Origin of the sequence: Psychrobacter sp. 5A.1, assembly GCF_030407455.1 — a bacterium.
Taxonomy (GTDB): domain Bacteria; phylum Pseudomonadota; class Gammaproteobacteria; order Pseudomonadales; family Moraxellaceae; genus Psychrobacter.
In genome coordinates, this window is sequence record NZ_JASDDJ010000016.1 from 1 (window position 1) to 19,462 (window position 19,462).

Sequence of the window (19,462 nt, forward strand, 5' to 3'; positions counted from 1 at the left end):
TTGACGATGTTTGGCAAAATTTAGCTGTTTTTAGCCCATTTAGAGGACACTCGTTTGAATTGAGGACATGCCCTAGTTTGGTTATTATTGATATGTCTTATATATGATAAAAAAGCAGCGTACGATCGTTGCTTTTTTGTTGGTAAAGACATATTCACCATTTTTATATTTTATTGACAGTACCGTAGAGATTAACCTTTGTGTTAATTGCTAAGTACTGTTATAATACGGCGCTTTATAAACTAAGCTTATTCCTCATTATTTTTTATAAAATTTGATAGGATTCGGGCTTACCTTATAAATCTCCTTGCTATTAACATAGGGTTAATAGCTACTAATCCGTAAGGAGTCATAATGCGACATTACGAACTGGTGTTACTTGTACACCCAGACCAAAGCGACCAAGTGGTCGGCATGGTTGAGCGCTATATCAAGTTAGTTCAAGACAACAACGGTGTTATCCATCGTTTAGAAGATTGGGGCCGCCGTCAATTGGCATATCCAATCAACAAGATTCACAAAGCTCATTACGTTCTTTTCAACATTGAAACTGACGGTGAAACTTTAGCTGAACTTGAAGAATTATTCCGTTATAACGACGCGATCATTCGTAGTCTAGTTATGCGCCGTGACGACGCTGTCACTGAAGAGTCGCAGTTAGCCAAGAATGCCGATGAAAAACGCGCACGCAAAGCAACTACTCGTCGTCCAGACAGTCGTGAAAACGATAACGACGACAACGACAACAGTGAAGACTAATTAAAGGAGAATACTCATGGCACGTTTCTATCGCCGTCGCAAATTCTGCCGTTTCACTGCTGAAGGCATCACTCACATCGATTATAAAGATGTTGAATTGCTAAAACAGTATATCAGTGATAATGGTAAAATCGTACCAAGCCGCATTACCGGTACATCTACTAAATATCAGCGTCAACTAGCTACTGCTATCAAGCAAGCTCGTTATTTATCGCTACTTCCATACACTGATAACCATCAGGGTTAACCGTTAATTAACTAGGAATGACTCATGCAAATTATTTTGTTACAGCGTATCGTCAACCTTGGTAAACTCGGTGAAACCGTCGATGTGAAACCAGGTTACGGACGTAACTTTCTTATCCCTTTGGGTAAAGCACTACCTGCTACTAAAGCTAACATTGAAAAGTTCGAAGCACGTCGTGCTGAACTTGAAGCTGAAGAAGCAAAAGAAGTAGCTGTTGCTCAAGAACGTGCTGATGCACTAACTGACGTTAATGTCATCATGCGTGCTAAATCAGGCGACGAAGGCAAGCTATTCGGCTCTATCGGTACTCGTGATATTGCTGAAGCATTGACTAACTCAGGTCTAGAAGTAGACCGTGCTGAAATCAAGCTTCCTGAAGGCACTTTACGTCAAGTTGGCGAATATAATGTTGATATTCAGCTACATCATGACGTTACTGCTAGCATCTTAGTTACTATTCTTTCTGAAGAAGGTAACAACGAAGAAGTAGACGAAGCAGCTGACGAAGACTATTCTGAAGAGTAATTTTCTAGGTAGTTAGACGCAGTCTATAAAAATCCAGTAACCTTGTGTTGCTGGATTTTTTTATGCGTGTCATTTTTGGACATAGGGTTTATATATAGTCAAAGACGTCTAAAACAGATACAAGGCCGCCGACTGCACATTGTACAAGTAGTACATTTAAGGAGGGTAACGCAGTAGTAGTTTAGTAGTTCTCTGACTATATCTATGCATGTACACTCAGCACAGCATTGTTTCAATATATCGGAATATTCTACCTACCTAATAAGCGTGGGATGACCAAAAAATCTATTGCTATGATAGCGATATTCATCATGAAATATTATAGCAACTAATTGCAACAACTACATTAAAAAGGCCATACCAAACAACAAGATACTGTCTATATAATCATATTCGTTATCACTAGCATGGGTGATAATCTACTGCTATCTCATGTACTGATAGGGCGCAAGAATATGAAAGACCATAACGATATCCATACTGACGACAAACTGATCTGTATCCAAGGTAATGATTACTACGCAGAAGGTGAAGTATATAAGGTAGGGAGAATTGTCAACGATAAATACTTTCAACTGCTAACCATTGGCAACGATGATCATTGGTATGCCACACTGGACGATCAAGGTATTTACGTCAGCTTTGATACTTCAACAGCGACAAATAATAAAGCTTTTTTTGATAAGATTGCTTAACTGTAAATCTTCGAAACACCTATCCTAAAAATAATTATTACTCAGATCGGTAAATACGGCTTATATAAGAACTGGTCATTACAGATGGCCAGTTCTTTTGGTTAAAAGCGTTAGAAAATGCTGGCTATCAAGATATTTCCACATGCGTTTTTTGCGTACTCCCACAATCAAAAATTTCTCAATTTTTTATCAATAGCGAAAAATATTTAGCAACGGTATTTCCTAATAGTGCCTATTTACTATAGAATACGCCCCTTTAAAAATTCGTATCGTTATTGATGCCTGTTCGCGTGAATAATTCATTAAGATATAAACCATATTGAGACAGTGATGATTGTATTTTGGCTTGTGCTGACCATTCTTTTTATTATTTTCGCGACCGCAAAATTAAAGTGGCATCCTTTTTTAGTGTTGATTTTGTCCGCTTTCTTGGTCGCGCTATTTTATCAAGTACCGCTTAACACGATCGCTAAGACAATCTCTGATGGCTTTGGTGGTATCTTAGGCTACATCGGTCTTGTGATTGTATTTGGTACTATTATTGGCTTGATCCTTGAAAAAACTGGTGCGGCTATCGTGATGGCAGAGTCGGTCATTAAGGTATTGGGACCACGCTTCCCTACTTTGACCATGTCTATCGTCGGTGCAGTCGTTTCGATACCTGTATTTTGTGACTCTGGTTATATTATTTTAAACTCCCTAAAAGAGTCTTTAGCTGAGCGCTTACATGTATCAAGTGTGGCGATGAGTATTGCCTTAGCCACGGGCTTGTACGCAACGCATACTTTCGTGCCACCGACACCAGGTCCGATTGCAGCGGCAGGCAACTTAGGATTAGAGTCTAATCTAGGTTTGGTCATCATGGTCGGTGTGGTCGTGACTGCGGTTGCTGTATTGGCTGGCTGGTGGTGGTCTAATCGCTTTCTCAACGTTGCGCCTGACAATATCAATGCGGCAGATGCACCAGTAGCAATGCCTGAAGGGATGAAAACCCGCGATGATTATAGCCATCTGCCTTCAGCCACAATGGCATTTTTACCTATTATCGTGCCTATCGTATTGATTTGCCTATCTTCTGTTGCCAACTTCCCAAGCGCACCGTTTGGTAATAGCACGTTGACAGATATCTTGGTATTCATTGGTAATCCCCTAACGGCATTGCTCATTGGTCTGTTTTTGTCATTTTTACTTATCAATACCGAGCAAAAAACACAGCAGATCAGTGACAGTATCTCTCAAGGTCTGGTCGTAGCCGCTCCTATCTTATTGATCACTGGTGCTGGTGGTGCATTTGGCGCCATGCTAAAAGTGACGCCAATCGGAGACTATTTAGGTACGACATTGTCTGCGTTGGGCCTTGGTATCTTTATGCCATTCATCGTCTCTGCTGCACTAAAGACTGCGCAAGGCTCGACCACCGTAGCTCTAGTCACTACCTCTGCGATGGTTGCACCGTTATTGGATCAAATTGGTCTAGACAGCGAGCTGGGTCGCGTATTTTGTGTGATGGCCATTGGTGCAGGTGCTATGACTATCTCACATGCCAATGACAGCTTCTTTTGGATTGTCAGTCAGTTTAGCCGTATGAGTGTGTCACAGGCATACAAAGCCCATTCAATGGCGACTGGTATTCAAGGCGTGACCAGCATTGTGTTTATCTGGCTATTAACCTTAGTATTCATTTAACAGTGTTCATTTAACACATTCGTTGAAATATCAAAAAAGACATTCAAAAATACCCAGAGAGACCTTCATGAAGATTTTAATCGCCCCCGACTCGTTCAAAGAAAGCTTAGAAGCACTGGATGTTTGCCACGCCATTCAGTCTGGTTTTAGTCAGGTGTTTCCAAATGCTGACTATACGTTATTGCCGATGGCAGATGGCGGTGAAGGCACCTCAGCGGTATTGTCTTATGTATTAGGCGGGCGCTGGAAAGAAGTCAGCGTCCATGACCCATTGATGAGACCTATTACTGCAAAGTATCTATTATTACCTGATGCGACAGCGGTTATCGAAATCGCTCAAGCTTGTGGGTTACATCTACTGACCGTCGCAGAGCGTAATCCTGTCATCGCTAGCAGTTACGGTGTCGGTGAGCTGATTGCCAATGCTTTAGATGAAGGCGCCAAGCGTATTATTATCGGTCTGGGTGGTAGTGCCACCAATGATGCAGGTCTTGGTATGTTAACGGCATTGGGTATGACATTTCATGATATTAATGACAGTCCATTAGCACAAGGCGGTGGTGAGCTTGCCAAGTTACACAAGCTCAATGACACAAGCTTCCATGCAAAAGTGGTAGATACCGTGTTTGAAGTGGCGTGTGATGTGACCAATCCACTATGTGGGCAATTAGGGGCCAGTGCTATATTTGGACCACAAAAAGGTGCCTGCCCGCAACAAGTTAACGATTTGGATAAAGCCTTAAGCCATTTTGCAGCTGTTCGCGGCAGCAGCCATCAGGACTGTCAAGAAGTCGCAGGTGCTGGAGCAGCCGGTGGTCTTGGCTATGCATTAATGAGCTTTTGTGGCGCGCAGCTGAAATCGGGTTTTGATACGGTCGCTGAAGTGACCAAGTTGTCACAGCATATTGCCGATGCGGATTTGGTTATCACTGGCGAAGGCAAGCTCGATGCGCAAACAGCCATGGGTAAAGTCGCTGGTGGTATCAGTCATATCGCTAAAGCCAATAATACGCCTGTCATCGCCATCTGCGGCAGTGTTGACGGATTAAAACCTGCTCAGAGCAGCCAATTCGAGGTCGTCATGCCCAGTATCCAAAAAGTAGATACCATCGAAAACGTACTCAGTCAGGCTTATGGCAATATTGAAACCACGGCAGTAAATATTGCTGCGGCTATGCACTTGGGCATTAGTATGAGATAAATGTTTTTATAATTTCAAAACAGAATAGAGCCAAGCCATTTAGTCTATTTTTTGGCTCCACTCTGTATACATATCACAATATTTCTGGACACCAGTGTCACAGATACGCTTTAACCCTGCTAGCCCGCCTTCTCTATCACCATAGACACCACCACTTAGAATATAAATTTTTGCTAATTCGTTTTGTGCGTCTTGATATCCTAACTGGCTATAGCTTTCAAACCAATACGCGGCTTTGCTATAGTCTAGTTTTACATCCTCACCTTTATAATACATATAACCAAGGTTAAACTGAGCCTCTGCCATGCCCTGCTTAGCCGATTCTTCAAACCATTCAACCGCTTTTATATTATTTTTAGGGACCCCTTGCCCCTGTTGATACAGCACACCTAAATTAAATTGAGCACCAACAACTCCTTGTTCAGCAGATTTTTGATACCATTTAAACGCTGTTGTATTATTTTTAGGGACACCTTTGGCATTGGCATAAGCAATGCCCAAATTAAACTGTGCTAACTTGTTATTTTGTTCAGCTGCCTGTTGCCAATACTTAAGGGCATTAATATCATTTTGAACGACACCTTCACCTGTAGAATAAAGATTACCAAGATTGTATTGGGCTCTGCTATAGCCTTGTTTAGCAGACTTGCTATAGTAGGCAAAGGCTTTTTCATGGCTTTGTGGTACGGCTATACCTTTATCGTACATAACACCGATATTATATTGTGCTTCAGCTAACCCTTGATTGGCAGATTTATTCAACCACTCAAAAGCCCTAATATTATCTTGCTCAACATCTACGCCTGCTGCATACATGAGACCTAAATTATACTGGGCAATGGCATTCCCTTGCTGTGCAAGTGACTCGATAGTAGTGAAATCTCTTATCAATACTGAATCTTCTGCAATAGCAGGTATTGTGAGTCCAGCTATCATATAAATTATTATCATATTAAAGCAGGTCTTTTTTAATAGCTGTATATTCATCATTAGTCCATAGATATAGAGTAAATTGAAAACATGTATAAATACTGCTTCTAACTTAGCTAAACTGTATTATAAATAGAATGTAAGGCTAATACGTATGTGTCAACTTTATAACCATTTTTGCACTTCATGAATAACGGTTTGCATTCTGTTAGGCAGTACAGACTGACTGCGGACAGCAAGGTATAAAGTTTCACTAACAGGTACTGGTAGGTAGTGACTTTTGATAGCTTGAGGATTTGGGTATGCCGCAACCGCATGCGCTGGTAAAACGGTAAACCCAAGTCCCCTGCTCACTGGCTCCAAAATCAAGCTAATCTGGTTTGAAAATCCTTTTTTATCAAAATCATTAATGTGCTGGAACTCAGTATAATTGGCGCTTAGCAGCATACTTGCATGATGTGATCCATCCGGATGATCTATAAACCCAAGCGCCTTAAGCTGCTCCCAGCTCGGCTCTACTGTAGCCGCAGGTGTTATTAGTATCAACGCTTCTTGAGCCACTGGCTTACAACTGACTGTCTCATCACCTGAGATATCCGTCATAAAACCAATATCAATCTCAAGCTTGGCAAGCGCCCGCTCTATATCAGCATTAGGTGCAAAGCGATAATCAATCACTAGATTCGGATGCTGCTGCTGTAGTGTCAACAGCTGCGGATACAGCTTAAGCCCCACACTACCCGGTGACATCAGTCGCACCAATCCTTCATAAGCAGGGTCTTCCCCAATGCGCTGCTCTAAGCGTGCCAATCGCTGTAAGATATCTTCTGCTTCCTGATAGAGCTGTTGACCAGCATCAGTCAATGAAAACTGCTTACCTTGACGAATAAGCAAATCAATATCTAACTGATTCTCTAGCTTACTGATGTGTTGACTGACACCTGACTGGGTCATGTGTAAGCGCTCGGCTGTGTGCGTAAAGTGACCGACGTCAACAAGCGTACAAAAGGTGCGTAACCATGTGATATTTATCATTACGTTTCATAATTATTTATATAATATTTGATAATTTTACATAATGACGGTGCATTTGTATACTGGCTCCACGTTAAAGAAAACGCACATCAAACAGGAGCACAAGCTATGAACAATGTTTATCCAAGAAGCTTTTCGCACATCGGTCTTTCAGTCCCTGACCTAGATGCAGCCGTGAAATTCTATACTGAAGTAATGGGTTGGTATACCATCATGGAGCCTACTGAGATTGTCGAAGATGACAGCCCTATTGGTGAAATGTGTACTGAAGTATTCGGTTCAGGTTGGGGCAGCTTCCGTATCGCTCACCTATCGACTGGTGACCGTATCGGTGTTGAGATTTTTGAATTTAAGAATCAAGAGAACCCTGAAAACAATTTTGAATACTGGAAAACAGGTATCTTCCACTTCTGCGTTCAAGATCCAAATGTTGAAGAACTGGCTGAGCGTATGGTAGCAGCAGGCGGTAAAAAACGTATGGCAAAACCACGCTACTACTACCCTGGCGAAAAGCCATATCGCATGATTTATATGGAAGACCCGTTCGGCAACATCGTTGAGATTTATAGCCACAGCTACGAGCTTATTTATAGCGAAGGCGCATACTAAACTCAGTGTAAATACAGCTTAATACAGCCTTGGCTTGTATCTGACTGATAAACAAATAGCGACCTCAGAATATGAGATCGCTATTTTTATTTGTCTGCTTTCTACATGAGCAACCTATTATATAAGATATGAGCCATGCTACTATTTAGGTAGCTATACATAGCATCTACCAAACGAAACAACCCATTATCAAGGATGATAAATGACAAACTCTGACGTTGCCTTAGACATGGACGACTTTCTCGTTATTAGAAAAGACGATAGAAAAAGTGGTGTGGTCACTCTCACCTTAAACCGACCAAAGCAATTCAATGCCTTATCCGTTGAGCTACTCTCTGCGCTACAAGCGGAACTGGACAGTATCGCTCAAGATGACAATATCCGTGTAGTCATCATTGCAGCAAATGGTAAAGCGTTTTGTGCCGGTCACAATCTAAAAGAGATGCGCGCAAATTCAGCTGAAGCCTTTCAGCGCGCCCTATTCCAACAATGCAGTCACATGATGCTCACTATTAATCGTATGCCGCAAGTCGTCATTGCAAAGGTGCAGGGCATTGCGACAGCAGCAGGATGTCAGCTAGTCGCAGCTTGTGATTTAGCCGTTGCCGCTGATGAAGCAAAATTTGCCACTTCAGGGATAAACGTTGGGCTTTTTTGCTCCACGCCTGCCGTTGCAGTCAGTCGTAATCTACCTCGTAAGCAAGCATTTGAGATGCTAATCACTGGTGAGTTTATCGATGCGCACACTGCCTTACAATATGGGTTAATCAATCGAGTTGCGCCAGCAGATCAATTAGATCAGACACTACAGTCTTTGATAACAGCGATCACTGCCAAGTCTCCGGTAGCGGTAAGAACTGGTAAAGACATGTTTTATAAGCAGCTAGATATGAGCGTCGAAGATGCTTATGACTATGCCAGTGAAGTTATGACGGGCAATATGATGGCAGACGATGTGGGTGAAGGGATTGATGCATTTATTGAGAAGCGCCAAGCAGTATGGAAAGGGTGCTAATCCCTATAATACTAATCATTGTATTACTTAGCTAACGTCATACAGAATATGCTTGGTTTATAAAGCGAGCATACTCCTTTTCGATAATTAAACTTGTTTATTGCCAAGCATAAAAAAGGCCATGATATCGCTATCATAGCCTTTTTGATTTCTATTTAATACCGGTACTACAGATACTACGAGCAGTCTTTATTCAGCAGCGATGGCAATCATCTCAACCAATAGCTCAGGACGTGCCAATGCTGATTCGCCACAAGCACGTGCTGGTGGCTGAATGCCTTCAAAAAATTTGTCATAGACTTCATTCATAGCAGCAAAGTCTGCCATGTCTTTGATCCAAACCGTTACTGATAGTAGCTTGGATTTATCACTACCAACTTCTTCTAGCAAGGTCTGGATTTTTTCCAAGCAAGTCAAGGTTTGTGCTTTGATATCGTCTTCTGCATTACCTACCTGACCACATAAATAGATAGTCTGGTTATGAATTACAGTTTTGCTCATACGTTGAGTGCTGTGTAGCTTCTTTATCATATTATATACCTTCAATTTATTAATTTAAGTCTGTGCTAAATCTAACAGATATGCGCTTATTTTGAAAAACGCTGAGCACTAAATGGTGCAAGATTTACTAATGATGGCTTTTCGTGAATCATTTCTTCAACCAGACGCCCTGTCATAGGCCCTAATGTAAAACCCTGATGGCTATGACCAAATGCGAACCATAATTTTTCATGCTTGTCTGCAGGACCAATAACTGGCTTCATATCAGGCATACAAGGACGTGATCCTGCCCAAGCTTCAGATTCTACTGCATCTTCTAATGGTAAGATTTTGCGAGCCAGCTTCAGAACCGTTTTTAATTGACCAAAGTTCTTTGGCGCATCCATGGTGGTCATTTCAGCACCAGTCGTAATACGGATGCCTTGCTGCATTGGACCCATCACAAAGCCTTTGTCCATATCAAACATGCTGTGATTAATGGTGTTTTTTTCCGTTACCTTGAAATGCTGATGATAGCCACGCATTGGGAATAACGGCAAGTTATAGCCCAGTGGTTTGATCAAGTCATTCGACCATGGACCCGCTGCAATGACCAACTTATCACTATAGTAAGTATCATTATCAGTGATGATTTTCCAGCCTTCGCCATCTTTTACGATTTCTTTTACATCGCTCTCTTTGATCGTACCACCCATCTCTTGGAAGTTTTTCGCATAGGCTTTGACTAGCGAGCTTGGGTTCGATACTTGCCAAGAGTTTTTCCAATGAATCGCACCAACGAAACCTTCAAAATTGGCACTAGGTTCCATGGCTTTTAGTTCTGCAACGTTCAACACATTATGCTCAACGCCTTGGTTGCGAGCATCAATGGCTGCTGCTTGCGCTTCTTTAAACGTCTCTTCAGAACGATGCAGCTGTAACCAGCCGTCACGCGTGATTAGCTCGTCAGCACCCGATGCTTCAATCATTGTTTGATGTTCACTGGTGCAATGCTCAATCAGTGTCTGCCACTCTGCTTCGATTTGCTTAACAGTCGCAGGTACAGAGTATTTCCAGTACTGTAACAGCGCTTGATGGTAACGCAGAATCGCTGGGATACGATAGCGAATATCCGTACCTTGGTTGGGCAATACTCTGATCATCTCCGTCAGCTGACGAGGAAAAGGATGGGTATGAATGGCTTCGCGCTGAATCAATCCTGCATTGCCATATGAGGTCTCTGACCCTGGCAGCTTCTTGTCTAGCATCAATACTTGTGAATTGTTTTTTTGTAAATGCCACGCAACTGACGTGCCAACCATACCTGCACCGATAACGATAACTTCGTAGCGCATAACCTATCCTTTTCTTAGGGTGTTAATACAGAGTATCAAATATAAGGGTCTAACAGAATTAGGTGGTAATAGTAACGCATTAGGACAAATTTTAAACCCTTATCTGATAAATATTTTTGCGTCACATACTTTTGGTTATAGGGTTTTTGAAAAGGTATTTTTGATAGGAATAATTTAATAAATTAACAAAGGCTTTGCCTTTAAATTATGCTTTCTAAACTGAATATAGGTAATTCTAGTTGTTTATTTAAAAATGCTATTGAAGTAATAAACATATCTTACAAGAAGGTGATATGTTGAGTAGCTTCCAAAATTTTATTTGTAGTCAACTTCTCTTTCAAATAATAACTGTAACCATTCATTGAGACCATCAATATCAAAGGCCTTTGCACCATAGCCAAGATTTAATAAATCCTCAGGCAAATATTCATCGAACTTCTCAATTATCTTGTTGGGTACATTTTCGGCAAGTTCAGTAGCACTAGGCATAGCATTTGATGCTAAAAAGCTCAAAAATCTAATAGTTTGAACTGAATCAACTTTGTTAATACATATCACGCCAGCATACCTCTCAATAGAGAAATTATGTTGTGTCAGCAGGGCTGCCAAGGTGTTGACAATTTTATCACCACGCCACATAAAGATATAAGTATTACCGTCTTGGTCTATAAGAGGTCGATGACGTAATTGACACCTGTCAAAAGTCTCAATGCTTTCTTTGAATAGTTCACGCGCTGTTTTATCAGCGAAATCTACTTTTTTATCGCCAACTGAAATACGATAATCGCCATGACTTAATATGTCATACATCTCTTGGCGCACTCGGTCATGTATCGACAAACCGCCGCTGTCAAAAGCTGGAGGCACACCGCCACCTTTAGCAGCAATGACATAGACGACTTTTTTATCCATATCTATGTCTGCTACTTGCCAGCGTCTACCCCCAAAAATAATATACTGTTTAGGTATTAGCATAGTTGTAACAGGTAGCGTGCCCAGTGTTTTACTACCTGCCACGAGACGATATTCCTCTGGCGTTTTAAACACCGCATAAAAGGTATAGTGATCAACGATACGCTCGCCTACTATTCCTAACACCAATTGTTGATTGCCAAGCTGGGTAATAAGTTGCATCGCGCCCATTTGTGATAATAATAATTTAAAATGAGCTGGTGTTATCTTTTGAAAAGGCCCTTGTCGACATAGCAAGGTATAAATCTGGTCAGCGCGAATACCGCCCCATTGACCGATGGTTGCTAGCACTTGATGCAATAGCGTTGAGAAATGATAGAGGGAAGTATCAGCAGGCTCAAACCATCTACTAGCGATAAGCAATCGTATCATGGCCATTGACTGCACCAGCTCTAAGCGTAGCCTATCCACCAAGCTGGTATCTACATCGATTTGTTGCTCGGTAATAAGCATGCGCAGTACCGACGAACCTCCACGCCTACCCGAGCGCCCAAGTCGTTGTCGCAAGCTTGAAACCGAATGCGGTGCGGTCACTTGTACGACAGAATCGACTTTACCAATATCAATACCTAGCTCCAAAGTCATAGTACAGACGGCGGTAGTTGGTAAATCGTCCTTTTGCAAACGTTGCTCTAAACCTTCTCTCCATTCTTTAGCTAATGAGCCGTGATGAGGAAAAAACTCATTAGGGACAACATTGTGCTCACACTTCTCACTTAGCATCGTGGCTATGAGTTCGGTACGTGCACGGCTATTGGCAAAGATGAGATGATTACCACCACGACAGAAGCGATATAAATCCGCGCATATTTGCATTAGGGCATCATAGGGAACATCTAGGCTAGTATCTTCAGTATCAACACTCTCAATATTAATACCTGCAAAACCTTTTTGTTCAGCATCATGACTATCAGAATCGGCCTCAATGTCATCGCTTTGGCGTGTCGACATCATCTGATTAGGCTGTATATACCCTTTTAGCTGTACTTTGACACTTGCGGTCGATTCAACGTCCTCAATAATGACGCAAGGTAAAGCGTTATTGGGACGTAGCGATAAAGGGACGGTTTCTAAATTGCCCAAAGTGGCGCTAAGCGCGACTCGCGGAATAGGCGCATCTAGCCGTCCAGCCACATGCTCAAGACGGGCAAGAGTGACAATAGATGCTGCCCACGCTCGCTGCCCAAGAAGGCATGAAATTCATCAATGACAATATATTTTAGCTCACCAAAAGCTTGTTTTACCCAGCCTGCATCTCGTACTAGTAAAGATTCAAGCGACTCAGGAGTGATTAGAATAATTCCTGATGGCGACTTTTTCTGTTGCTTCTTTTTACTCTGTAAACTATCACCATGCCAAGGAGTCACTTGCATATCGAGTAGCTCCGCTAGACTTTGCAAGCGTCGATACTGGTCATTAATTAATGCTTTTAGCGGGCTGATATAAAGAATACCAACGCCCTTGTCTTGATAAGCGATAGCGCTACAAGCAGGCAAAAAGAAAGCTTCTGTTTTACCCGCAGCAGTTGCCGCACTGATAAGCACATCTGTTTGTCCTGATAAAATAGGTGCGATAGCTTTGGCTTGTACTTCGCGTAATCCGTGCCAGCCTTGGTTAAAAATCCAGCGTTGCACACGTTTATCAAGCTCGGTATGGGCATCTCTCAAAGTAATTTTCCGTCCTAAAGTGATATATCAAACTTATAAGCTAAAGTCTGCAAGTCCATCATCTTCATCCATGTCACTAAGGTCGCTCATATCGATGTCCATATCGGACGGCGTCTCAGGGTCGATAGCTACCGAATGAATGAGATGATCCCATGAGATCGTAGGGTTTTGGTCGATGACAGCTAGCATATCTAAAAATGCCTTGATGGTATTACGTGGCGTTCTAAAATAAGCATCACCAATCGTTTGGCTACAGTGTTGCAAAAAAGCTTGTAGTGACTCATCAGGCACTAAATATGCAGACTCATCACCGCCCGCATAAACGTGACGTAGGTTTTTCAGCAAGATATAAAGCTCCTCTGGCGTTAGACTAGCTAAATGTAATGCGGGAGATGAGTAATCAATAACCCCTGCCTTCTTGGCAAAGCTGTTGTCCGCTAAACGAGTTTGCAAGGCATCATAGCTATATAAACCCTTGCGCGGGTCGAGTAAGAACTCAGGAGTACCCCCTAATAAGAACCCTAAGTTCTCAGCCGTACCTTGCAAACAGTCATTTAATATACGCAGAATTTGCTCATAGTTACCTTGACGCGCTTGCGTACTATTGAGCTTATATAGATTGACCATCTCGTCCAAATTAACGAGTAATCCTTGATAACCAGCTTGGCGAACGAATAAACTCATGATTTTTAGGGAATCATAAAAGGAAGCATCAGAGATAATCGTGCGCACGCCTAAGTCTCTTTTGGCATCAGTTTTAGTAGAGTATTCTGCACGTAGCCAGCGAATAGCGTTGACTTTTAACTCGTCATTACCTTCTTCGTGTCCTTGCCAATAAGCTTCAATGACTTTTGCAAAATCATAACCGCCTACCAAATCAGTCAATTCAGCTAAATTTTTCTGTATAACGTCACTGATAGCTTCTCCGCTACTGTCCGCTTGTTTGCGTGCTTCGGTAATAAAACGCTCAACTACACTGGCAAGCCCATTGCCATCAGGCTTATTGCGCGTTGATAAGTTACGCATCAGCTCAGAATATAAATTCCTCGCTTGGCCTGACGATGCTTGAATACGTCTGTCAGGCGATAAATCCGCATTCACCGTGACCAATTTACGCTCAAGTGCGATGGCGCGAACCACGCTCAAAAAGAAAGTCTTCCCCGACCCATATTCCCCAATAATCAGCCGAAATGCAGAACCGCCAGCAGCCACACGTTCAATATCATCTATCAAAGCTTTGAGCTCATTAATACGTCCCACTTGGATATGCTGAATACCAACTTTGGGGGTAACGCCAGCCTTGAGCGACTGGATAATCGCGTCGCGTTCTTTGGCTCTAATTTTTTTACCACTCATCTTTATTCCTTTTTAATCTATTATTTTTAGTGTGCTAGCTTTTATGTGCTATGAATTCAACGCTTTTAACTCGTCAACAATCTCAAAATCAACGACCATTTCATCATCATCTTCTAATACAGGTGCATCAACTTTATCGTATGCCCAGTCGTTAATAGTTTCAATAGCGCCATTTATCATTAGATTTAACGATTCGCATAATTCGTTGACGGCTTCACGTTGCCATACCTCGGCACTAATAAGCTCTTGATACAGCTGGCTGTGACTACTATCTAATCCGTTTATGATCACCTCATTACCTGAACTATGATTGTTAACAGGCACGTTACTCTGATGCTCAGTCACCGTCTTACTGCTTATCTTTAATAGTACACTCTCTTTTATATCATCTTCGCTTTCTTCATCTTCTACAGCAAAGATCTTACTTAGCATCGCTTTAGCCACTGCGGTCTCACGTTCATGTAGCGCCAATAGTTCGGCATCAAAACTAAATGAACGGCTATTTTTGTCGCTATTGTCTTTGGTTTCAGGCGCATTATTTATGCCCATGTTTACTTTTTTATTCGTCGTCAGCTGATGAATATCACTAGTCACCATCGTTCTATCCAGACCTAAAGCTTGATATAACTTTTCGATTTGTTTGATTTGACTGGGTTCAATATTGCCATTCGCTAAAGCAACGGTAATGATAAAGCGGCTGATAAAGCCAATATATTGGTCGTCAAGATCAGCCAATGTCGCTTTTAGACCTGCCATATTTGCTGGGGTATTTAACTGCCATAGCAAATAAGCGGTCAGAGAGCCTTTTTCAATAGTGGTCAGTTGACTGTCTTGATTGAGCAGCGTCAATAGTGTATCCACTTCCCTTTTATCAACATAGCCATTAATAGTCGCTACCATTGCCCCTAATCTCATAGCTAGGCTGACTTGATAGAACGATGAGCTCGGTTCAAAATCTTCACAATGCGCACCATGACCGCCAGCAAATAACACAGCATAACCGTCCGATTGTAAGCGCGTCTGATGATAACGTTGGTCTGGAGCAATACCAAAACCAGCAAGCTCTACCAAATGGATAATCAGCTCGTTTTGTTTTTTGCTCAGCGTTTTGCTAGATGTTTGTGGCAAGGGCTCATCCAAATATGCCCATAACTCTTTAGTCGTTGTTAGCCCTTCATTGTGTTTTATAATGGACTGGGCCCATGTTTTAAATTTTCTAATAGTAGGGTTGTCATTTAAATAATCTTGCTGATAAATAAGCGTCTTAGGTAATAACATGATAGCGGCAATGTCATCAGCCGAGCTATCCTCCTTGCCCAAATAACGACTGTAAGCATCTAAAGCATCATTGCATTGTTCAGCGATAGTTATAATTTTTTTGACAGGCGCTCGCAGGATGCTTGGGTCTGGCAAGTCATCAAGCGTAAGCTCTACGCTAACGATAGAACGACTGGCAGCGTTATAGCTGAGCTTAAGCCTAGTTTTATTGGCAGAAACTACGAAACCGTTTTGGTAAATATCTTGGTAAAGGATTGCGAATAACGATTTAAACACCGCTTCACAGCGCTTGGCGGGAGTTTTAAAATTGTATTCATTAGAATATACCAACCACTCCCATGCTAATGATGCAGGAATAGGCAATTGCAACGCTACCGTCTTTGCCAAATGCATCTTAAATTTTAGGTTTTGGCTAGTGAAAGGCGGTGGCAGTAAATCCCCTGTTTGCGCTTTATCTTCAAATAACAAGGACCGAATAAGGGTCATAAACGCTAAAAAATGTGCTGAATAACTGTCGAACGAAGCAGACTGGCTGCCATAGATGCGATTGAGTCGTGTCACTTCTTCATAGATAGCCATAAACTCAGCATCGGAGACAACATCATCGTTAATATGTTCAATAATACGGCGCTCAAAACCGCCAAAATAAATGAACACATAGCCAATAGGCGTACTTGGATGCGCGCGATTTGAAGCTAGCCAATCAAGATAAGTACCTCGGCATTTAACGGACAAACGCTCGTAACTTGGCCAATAACCAAGCGATTCATCATGATAAATTGGCGATATACTGTGGATGACGTTTGGAGAGCTGGCAGGTAAACTATCATCGACTAGCGAAGGTTCAATACCAAACCCCGTTAGCATTGTAAGCTGACCGCCAACATAATGAAAACCGCGCTCAATAGAACGTCCTTTAATATTAAAGGCTTCGTTTTCTTTGAACCAGCGTCCTAACTGCTTATTGGCTGAAACACCAGAAGCATTGTTAGATTTACCAGATGAGATGATAAATGACGCGAAATCATCTGTATCGTCATTTTGACTAGACTGACTTACTCTATGTCGGTTATCGGGCTTTATATCAGGTGGTAAGTCTATAAAGGCGGGCTTTGTTGTTTTATTACCTTGAGCATCGGCATCATATTTTTGTCTAAAGAGTGCCTTTACATCGGCGATGAAATTCTTCATTAATTATAAAGTCCATGCTAAGTAGTACGAAGGTTGGTATAAAGAATCAGTCGCCAATACTATTCTAACAACAAACGTGCATTAATTATGCCTGTATTTTTATATTATTTATCGAATTACAATACCCTTCACCACCACACTGGGTCATCATTTTCTGCTCTAGGCTTTTTAGCTGTCTCTACCGTCACTTCATTTACAGACAGCTCGGCGATAAACCGCGACGGCTTGTCAAAATACCCTGAATAGCTAGCAAAATAATCAGGTGCCGTTAGATACAGTCTGGTCTTGGCTCGACTACAAGCAACATAGAATAATTTACGCTCTTCTTCCAACTCCTCAAAGTCATCCAACGAGCGATGGTGCGGCGTGATACCATCGACCAATGAATTGACAAACACCACTGGCCACTCTAGTCCTTTCGCACTGTGGATAGTCGAGATGGTGACTTTATCACTGTCATTATCATCTGGTTTACTGGTCGTTGCGACCGAATCATTGGGTGGATCGAGTGCCAAATTTTCTAAGAAATTATCAAGGCTGCTGTGTTCTGTTGCCAAGTTTTTGAGCACACGAAAGTCCTCGTTACGCTCCCGCCAATTCTCTTCAATCGTTTTTAAGACAGGAATATAGAACTCTAAAATATGCTCAATAATCATCTCTACTGATTCAGCCTGATTTGCCTTGGTCAGCGTATTGTATAAAGGCGCAAGCTGTTCGCTTTTTTTAGCAAACTTCGCTGTGAGTAGTGGTTCAAAGGAGTTGTTGTCGGCATTAATCGCTTGGGTCAAACGCGTCGCGGTGACTGTCCCAACGCCTTGGAACAAGGTCAAAATACGATGCCAAGCAATCGTATCATTGGGGTTGTAAAGAATTTTAATAAAGGCTAAAACGTCTTTGATATGTCGCCTTTCAACGAATTTAATACCACCCACCACGATAAATGGAATATGACGCTCCATAAACTCTAGCTGGACATAGTTGGACTGAAACGACGTACGGCACAGTACCGCAAAATCATTGTAATCATGATCTGACTTTAGCTCTATGATTTTATCAGCGATATATTTGGCTTCTTTTGTCTCATTGGTTAGGCGGCTAAATACTGGCTTGTACCCACTTATCGATGCGCCAGAGTACAGTTGCTTTTGATAGCCTAGCGTGATTTGCGCTGACAAGGCGTTGATATAATCCAAAACAGCAGGCGTACTACGATAGTTTTGCTCAAGCTTAATCAGCTTGGCATCAGGATAGGTCTCACCGAATAATAAAATATTTTCGTAATTGGCACCGCGAAAAGCATAAATACTTTGATTGTCATCACCGACCACCATCAGTGATACCGACTCAGGCTCACAAATCAAATCTATCAGCTGCTTTTGCGGAATATTGGTGTCTTGATATTCATCAACCATGATATAGCGATATTGGTTTTGTAGCATTTGGCGAAAGGCATCATTGGTCTTTAAGTGGCGCACGACTTGGCTAATAATATCGTCAAAGTCGTAGAGATGGTTGGCACGCTTATACTCATGAAAATCGACTGCCAATTGCTCGATAATCGGAATATGTACGGCGATATCAGGATAACTGCTTTCGATTAAGTCGCGGATATGAATGCGTCTATTCCGAGAGCTAGAAATGATATTTTGTAGCGTCTTTTTACGTGGAAAGGCTTGGCTTTTGGTTTGCGCAGGATACTTTTTTTCTTTATGAATTAAATCGATGGCATCTTCACTATCGCCTGTATCTAAAATGGTAAACCTTGGATTGATACCGAGCAGCCCTGAATATTGACGTAGTAACATATTACAAAACGAGTGAAAAGTACCACTAGTGATGCTATTTAATGCTTTATCAGTTGGTAGCCTATCCTCAGCCAGCTCTTCGTCTGACAAGCTGCTTGCTAGCAAAGACTTAGCTCGATCTTTTATTTCATTTGCGGCTTTACGCGTAAAGGTCAGTAGCAAGATACTTTTGGGCGTGACCCCGTTCTCTAACAAATAACTGGTGCGATACGTGAGCGTTTTAGTCTTGCCTGAGCCTGCACCAGCAATCACTAGCACCTTGCCTTCGATAGTTGTGGCTGCTAATAACTGGTCAGGATTTAACTCACGGGCATAATCTATTTTTAATCCTAATTCATCATTCAGCCTTTCTTTTAACAGCTCAATATTGGCATCGTCATTAGCATCGATTAAATTTGCCTCTAGCTTTTTAATCGCTTTTTCTAGACGTGCTAGCTTGGGCTTAATCTCCATGAAATTCTGCGGATAGTTATAGTGGCGCGTGTCAAAAATCGTGGTAGTCATTATAGGATTTTGCCTTACATTTTATTTTGGCGATATTATCAGCTTATGCCTGACTGTTTATAGCTTTAGAATAAGTATGATTTGCTAAACCTAGCAGAATATATGTGCTGAATTTTCGTGAAATTTAAGCCGTTATCTATACGTGACAGTTT

At 41.8% G+C, this 19,462-nt stretch carries 17 protein-coding genes; 8 read left to right on the top strand and 9 right to left on the bottom strand.

Going from position 1 to position 19,462, the window contains the following annotated elements; genetic code table 11:
* Positions 1 to 354: 354 nt before the first annotated feature.
* The 6 genes from rpsF to QL982_RS05305 all read left to right on the top strand — a co-directional run bounded on the left by rpsF (position 355) and on the right by QL982_RS05305 (position 5,113).
* On the top strand, positions 355 to 759 hold the full coding sequence (gene rpsF / locus QL982_RS05280) for a 30S ribosomal protein S6 (protein ID WP_045446907.1): 405 nt from the start codon (positions 355 to 357) through the stop codon (positions 757 to 759).
* Between the two features lie 16 nt (positions 760 to 775).
* Positions 776 to 1,006 carry a 30S ribosomal protein S18 gene (gene rpsR, locus QL982_RS05285; RefSeq protein ID WP_010198808.1) on the top strand — a complete coding sequence of 77 codons (231 nt, stop codon included), beginning with the start codon at positions 776 to 778 and terminating at the stop codon, positions 1,004 to 1,006.
* 24 nt (positions 1,007 to 1,030) lie between these two features.
* On the top strand, positions 1,031 to 1,531 hold the full coding sequence (gene rplI / locus QL982_RS05290) for a 50S ribosomal protein L9 (protein ID WP_290164153.1): 501 nt from the start codon (positions 1,031 to 1,033) through the stop codon (positions 1,529 to 1,531).
* Positions 1,532 to 1,986: 455 nt separating this feature from the next.
* Positions 1,987 to 2,226: a hypothetical protein gene (locus QL982_RS05295; protein ID WP_290164152.1), complete on the top strand. Its 240-nt coding sequence runs from the start codon at positions 1,987 to 1,989 to the stop codon at positions 2,224 to 2,226.
* Between the two features lie 330 nt (positions 2,227 to 2,556).
* Positions 2,557 to 3,912 (top strand): GntP family permease, encoded by a 1,356-nt coding sequence (locus QL982_RS05300; RefSeq protein ID WP_290164151.1) that lies wholly within the window; start codon positions 2,557 to 2,559, stop codon positions 3,910 to 3,912.
* A 67-nt stretch (positions 3,913 to 3,979) separates the two neighbouring features.
* On the top strand, positions 3,980 to 5,113 hold the full coding sequence (locus tag QL982_RS05305) for a glycerate kinase (protein WP_290164150.1): 1,134 nt from the start codon (positions 3,980 to 3,982) through the stop codon (positions 5,111 to 5,113).
* A gap of 39 nt (positions 5,114 to 5,152) precedes the next feature.
* Here the strand turns inward: QL982_RS05305 and QL982_RS05310 are convergent, their stop codons facing one another.
* Positions 5,153 to 6,049, bottom strand: a complete 897-nt coding sequence (locus QL982_RS05310) for a tetratricopeptide repeat protein (RefSeq protein ID WP_290164149.1) — start codon at positions 6,047 to 6,049, stop codon at positions 5,153 to 5,155.
* A gap of 159 nt (positions 6,050 to 6,208) precedes the next feature.
* Positions 6,209 to 7,078 carry a LysR family transcriptional regulator gene (locus QL982_RS05315; protein ID WP_290164148.1) on the bottom strand — a complete coding sequence of 290 codons (870 nt, stop codon included), beginning with the start codon at positions 7,076 to 7,078 and terminating at the stop codon, positions 6,209 to 6,211.
* Positions 7,079 to 7,186: 108 nt separating this feature from the next.
* Here QL982_RS05315 and QL982_RS05320 point away from each other — a divergent pair, with 108 nt between their 5' ends.
* A complete protein-coding gene (locus tag QL982_RS05320; RefSeq protein WP_290164147.1) occupies positions 7,187 to 7,687 on the top strand; it encodes a lactoylglutathione lyase family protein in 501 nt (166 codons plus the stop codon).
* Between the two features lie 202 nt (positions 7,688 to 7,889).
* On the top strand, positions 7,890 to 8,702 hold the full coding sequence (locus QL982_RS05325) for an enoyl-CoA hydratase (protein WP_290164146.1): 813 nt from the start codon (positions 7,890 to 7,892) through the stop codon (positions 8,700 to 8,702).
* 189 nt (positions 8,703 to 8,891) lie between these two features.
* On the opposite strand, the gene QL982_RS05330 is transcribed toward QL982_RS05325, so the two are convergent.
* The 7 genes from QL982_RS05330 to QL982_RS05360 form a co-directional block, all read right to left on the bottom strand.
* Positions 8,892 to 9,230 (bottom strand): RidA family protein, encoded by a 339-nt coding sequence (locus QL982_RS05330; RefSeq protein ID WP_194197603.1) that lies wholly within the window; start codon positions 9,228 to 9,230, stop codon positions 8,892 to 8,894.
* A gap of 59 nt (positions 9,231 to 9,289) precedes the next feature.
* The gene (locus tag QL982_RS05335; RefSeq protein ID WP_290164145.1) at positions 9,290 to 10,537 is read right to left on the bottom strand and encodes an FAD-dependent oxidoreductase; all 1,248 of its coding nucleotides are present in this window, start codon (positions 10,535 to 10,537) and stop codon (positions 9,290 to 9,292) included.
* A gap of 315 nt (positions 10,538 to 10,852) precedes the next feature.
* The gene (locus QL982_RS05340; RefSeq protein ID WP_290190203.1) at positions 10,853 to 12,643 is read right to left on the bottom strand and encodes a helicase-related protein; all 1,791 of its coding nucleotides are present in this window, start codon (positions 12,641 to 12,643) and stop codon (positions 10,853 to 10,855) included.
* Positions 12,628 to 13,176 carry a DEAD/DEAH box helicase gene (locus tag QL982_RS05345; protein WP_290190204.1) on the bottom strand — a complete coding sequence of 183 codons (549 nt, stop codon included), beginning with the start codon at positions 13,174 to 13,176 and terminating at the stop codon, positions 12,628 to 12,630. Before QL982_RS05345 ends, QL982_RS05340 begins: the two co-directional genes overlap by 16 nt.
* 33 nt (positions 13,177 to 13,209) lie before the next feature.
* Positions 13,210 to 14,532, bottom strand: a complete 1,323-nt coding sequence (locus QL982_RS05350) for an ATP-binding protein (RefSeq protein WP_290190205.1) — start codon at positions 14,530 to 14,532, stop codon at positions 13,210 to 13,212.
* A 48-nt stretch (positions 14,533 to 14,580) separates the two neighbouring features.
* Entirely contained in the window at positions 14,581 to 17,001 is a 2,421-nt protein-coding gene (locus QL982_RS05355; protein ID WP_290190206.1) for a TerB N-terminal domain-containing protein, read from the bottom strand.
* 128 nt (positions 17,002 to 17,129) lie between these two features.
* Positions 17,130 to 19,310, bottom strand: coding sequence for an ATP-dependent helicase (locus tag QL982_RS05360; protein ID WP_290190207.1), 2,181 nt, complete (start codon positions 19,308 to 19,310; stop codon positions 17,130 to 17,132).
* Positions 19,311 to 19,462: the final 152 nt, after the last annotated feature.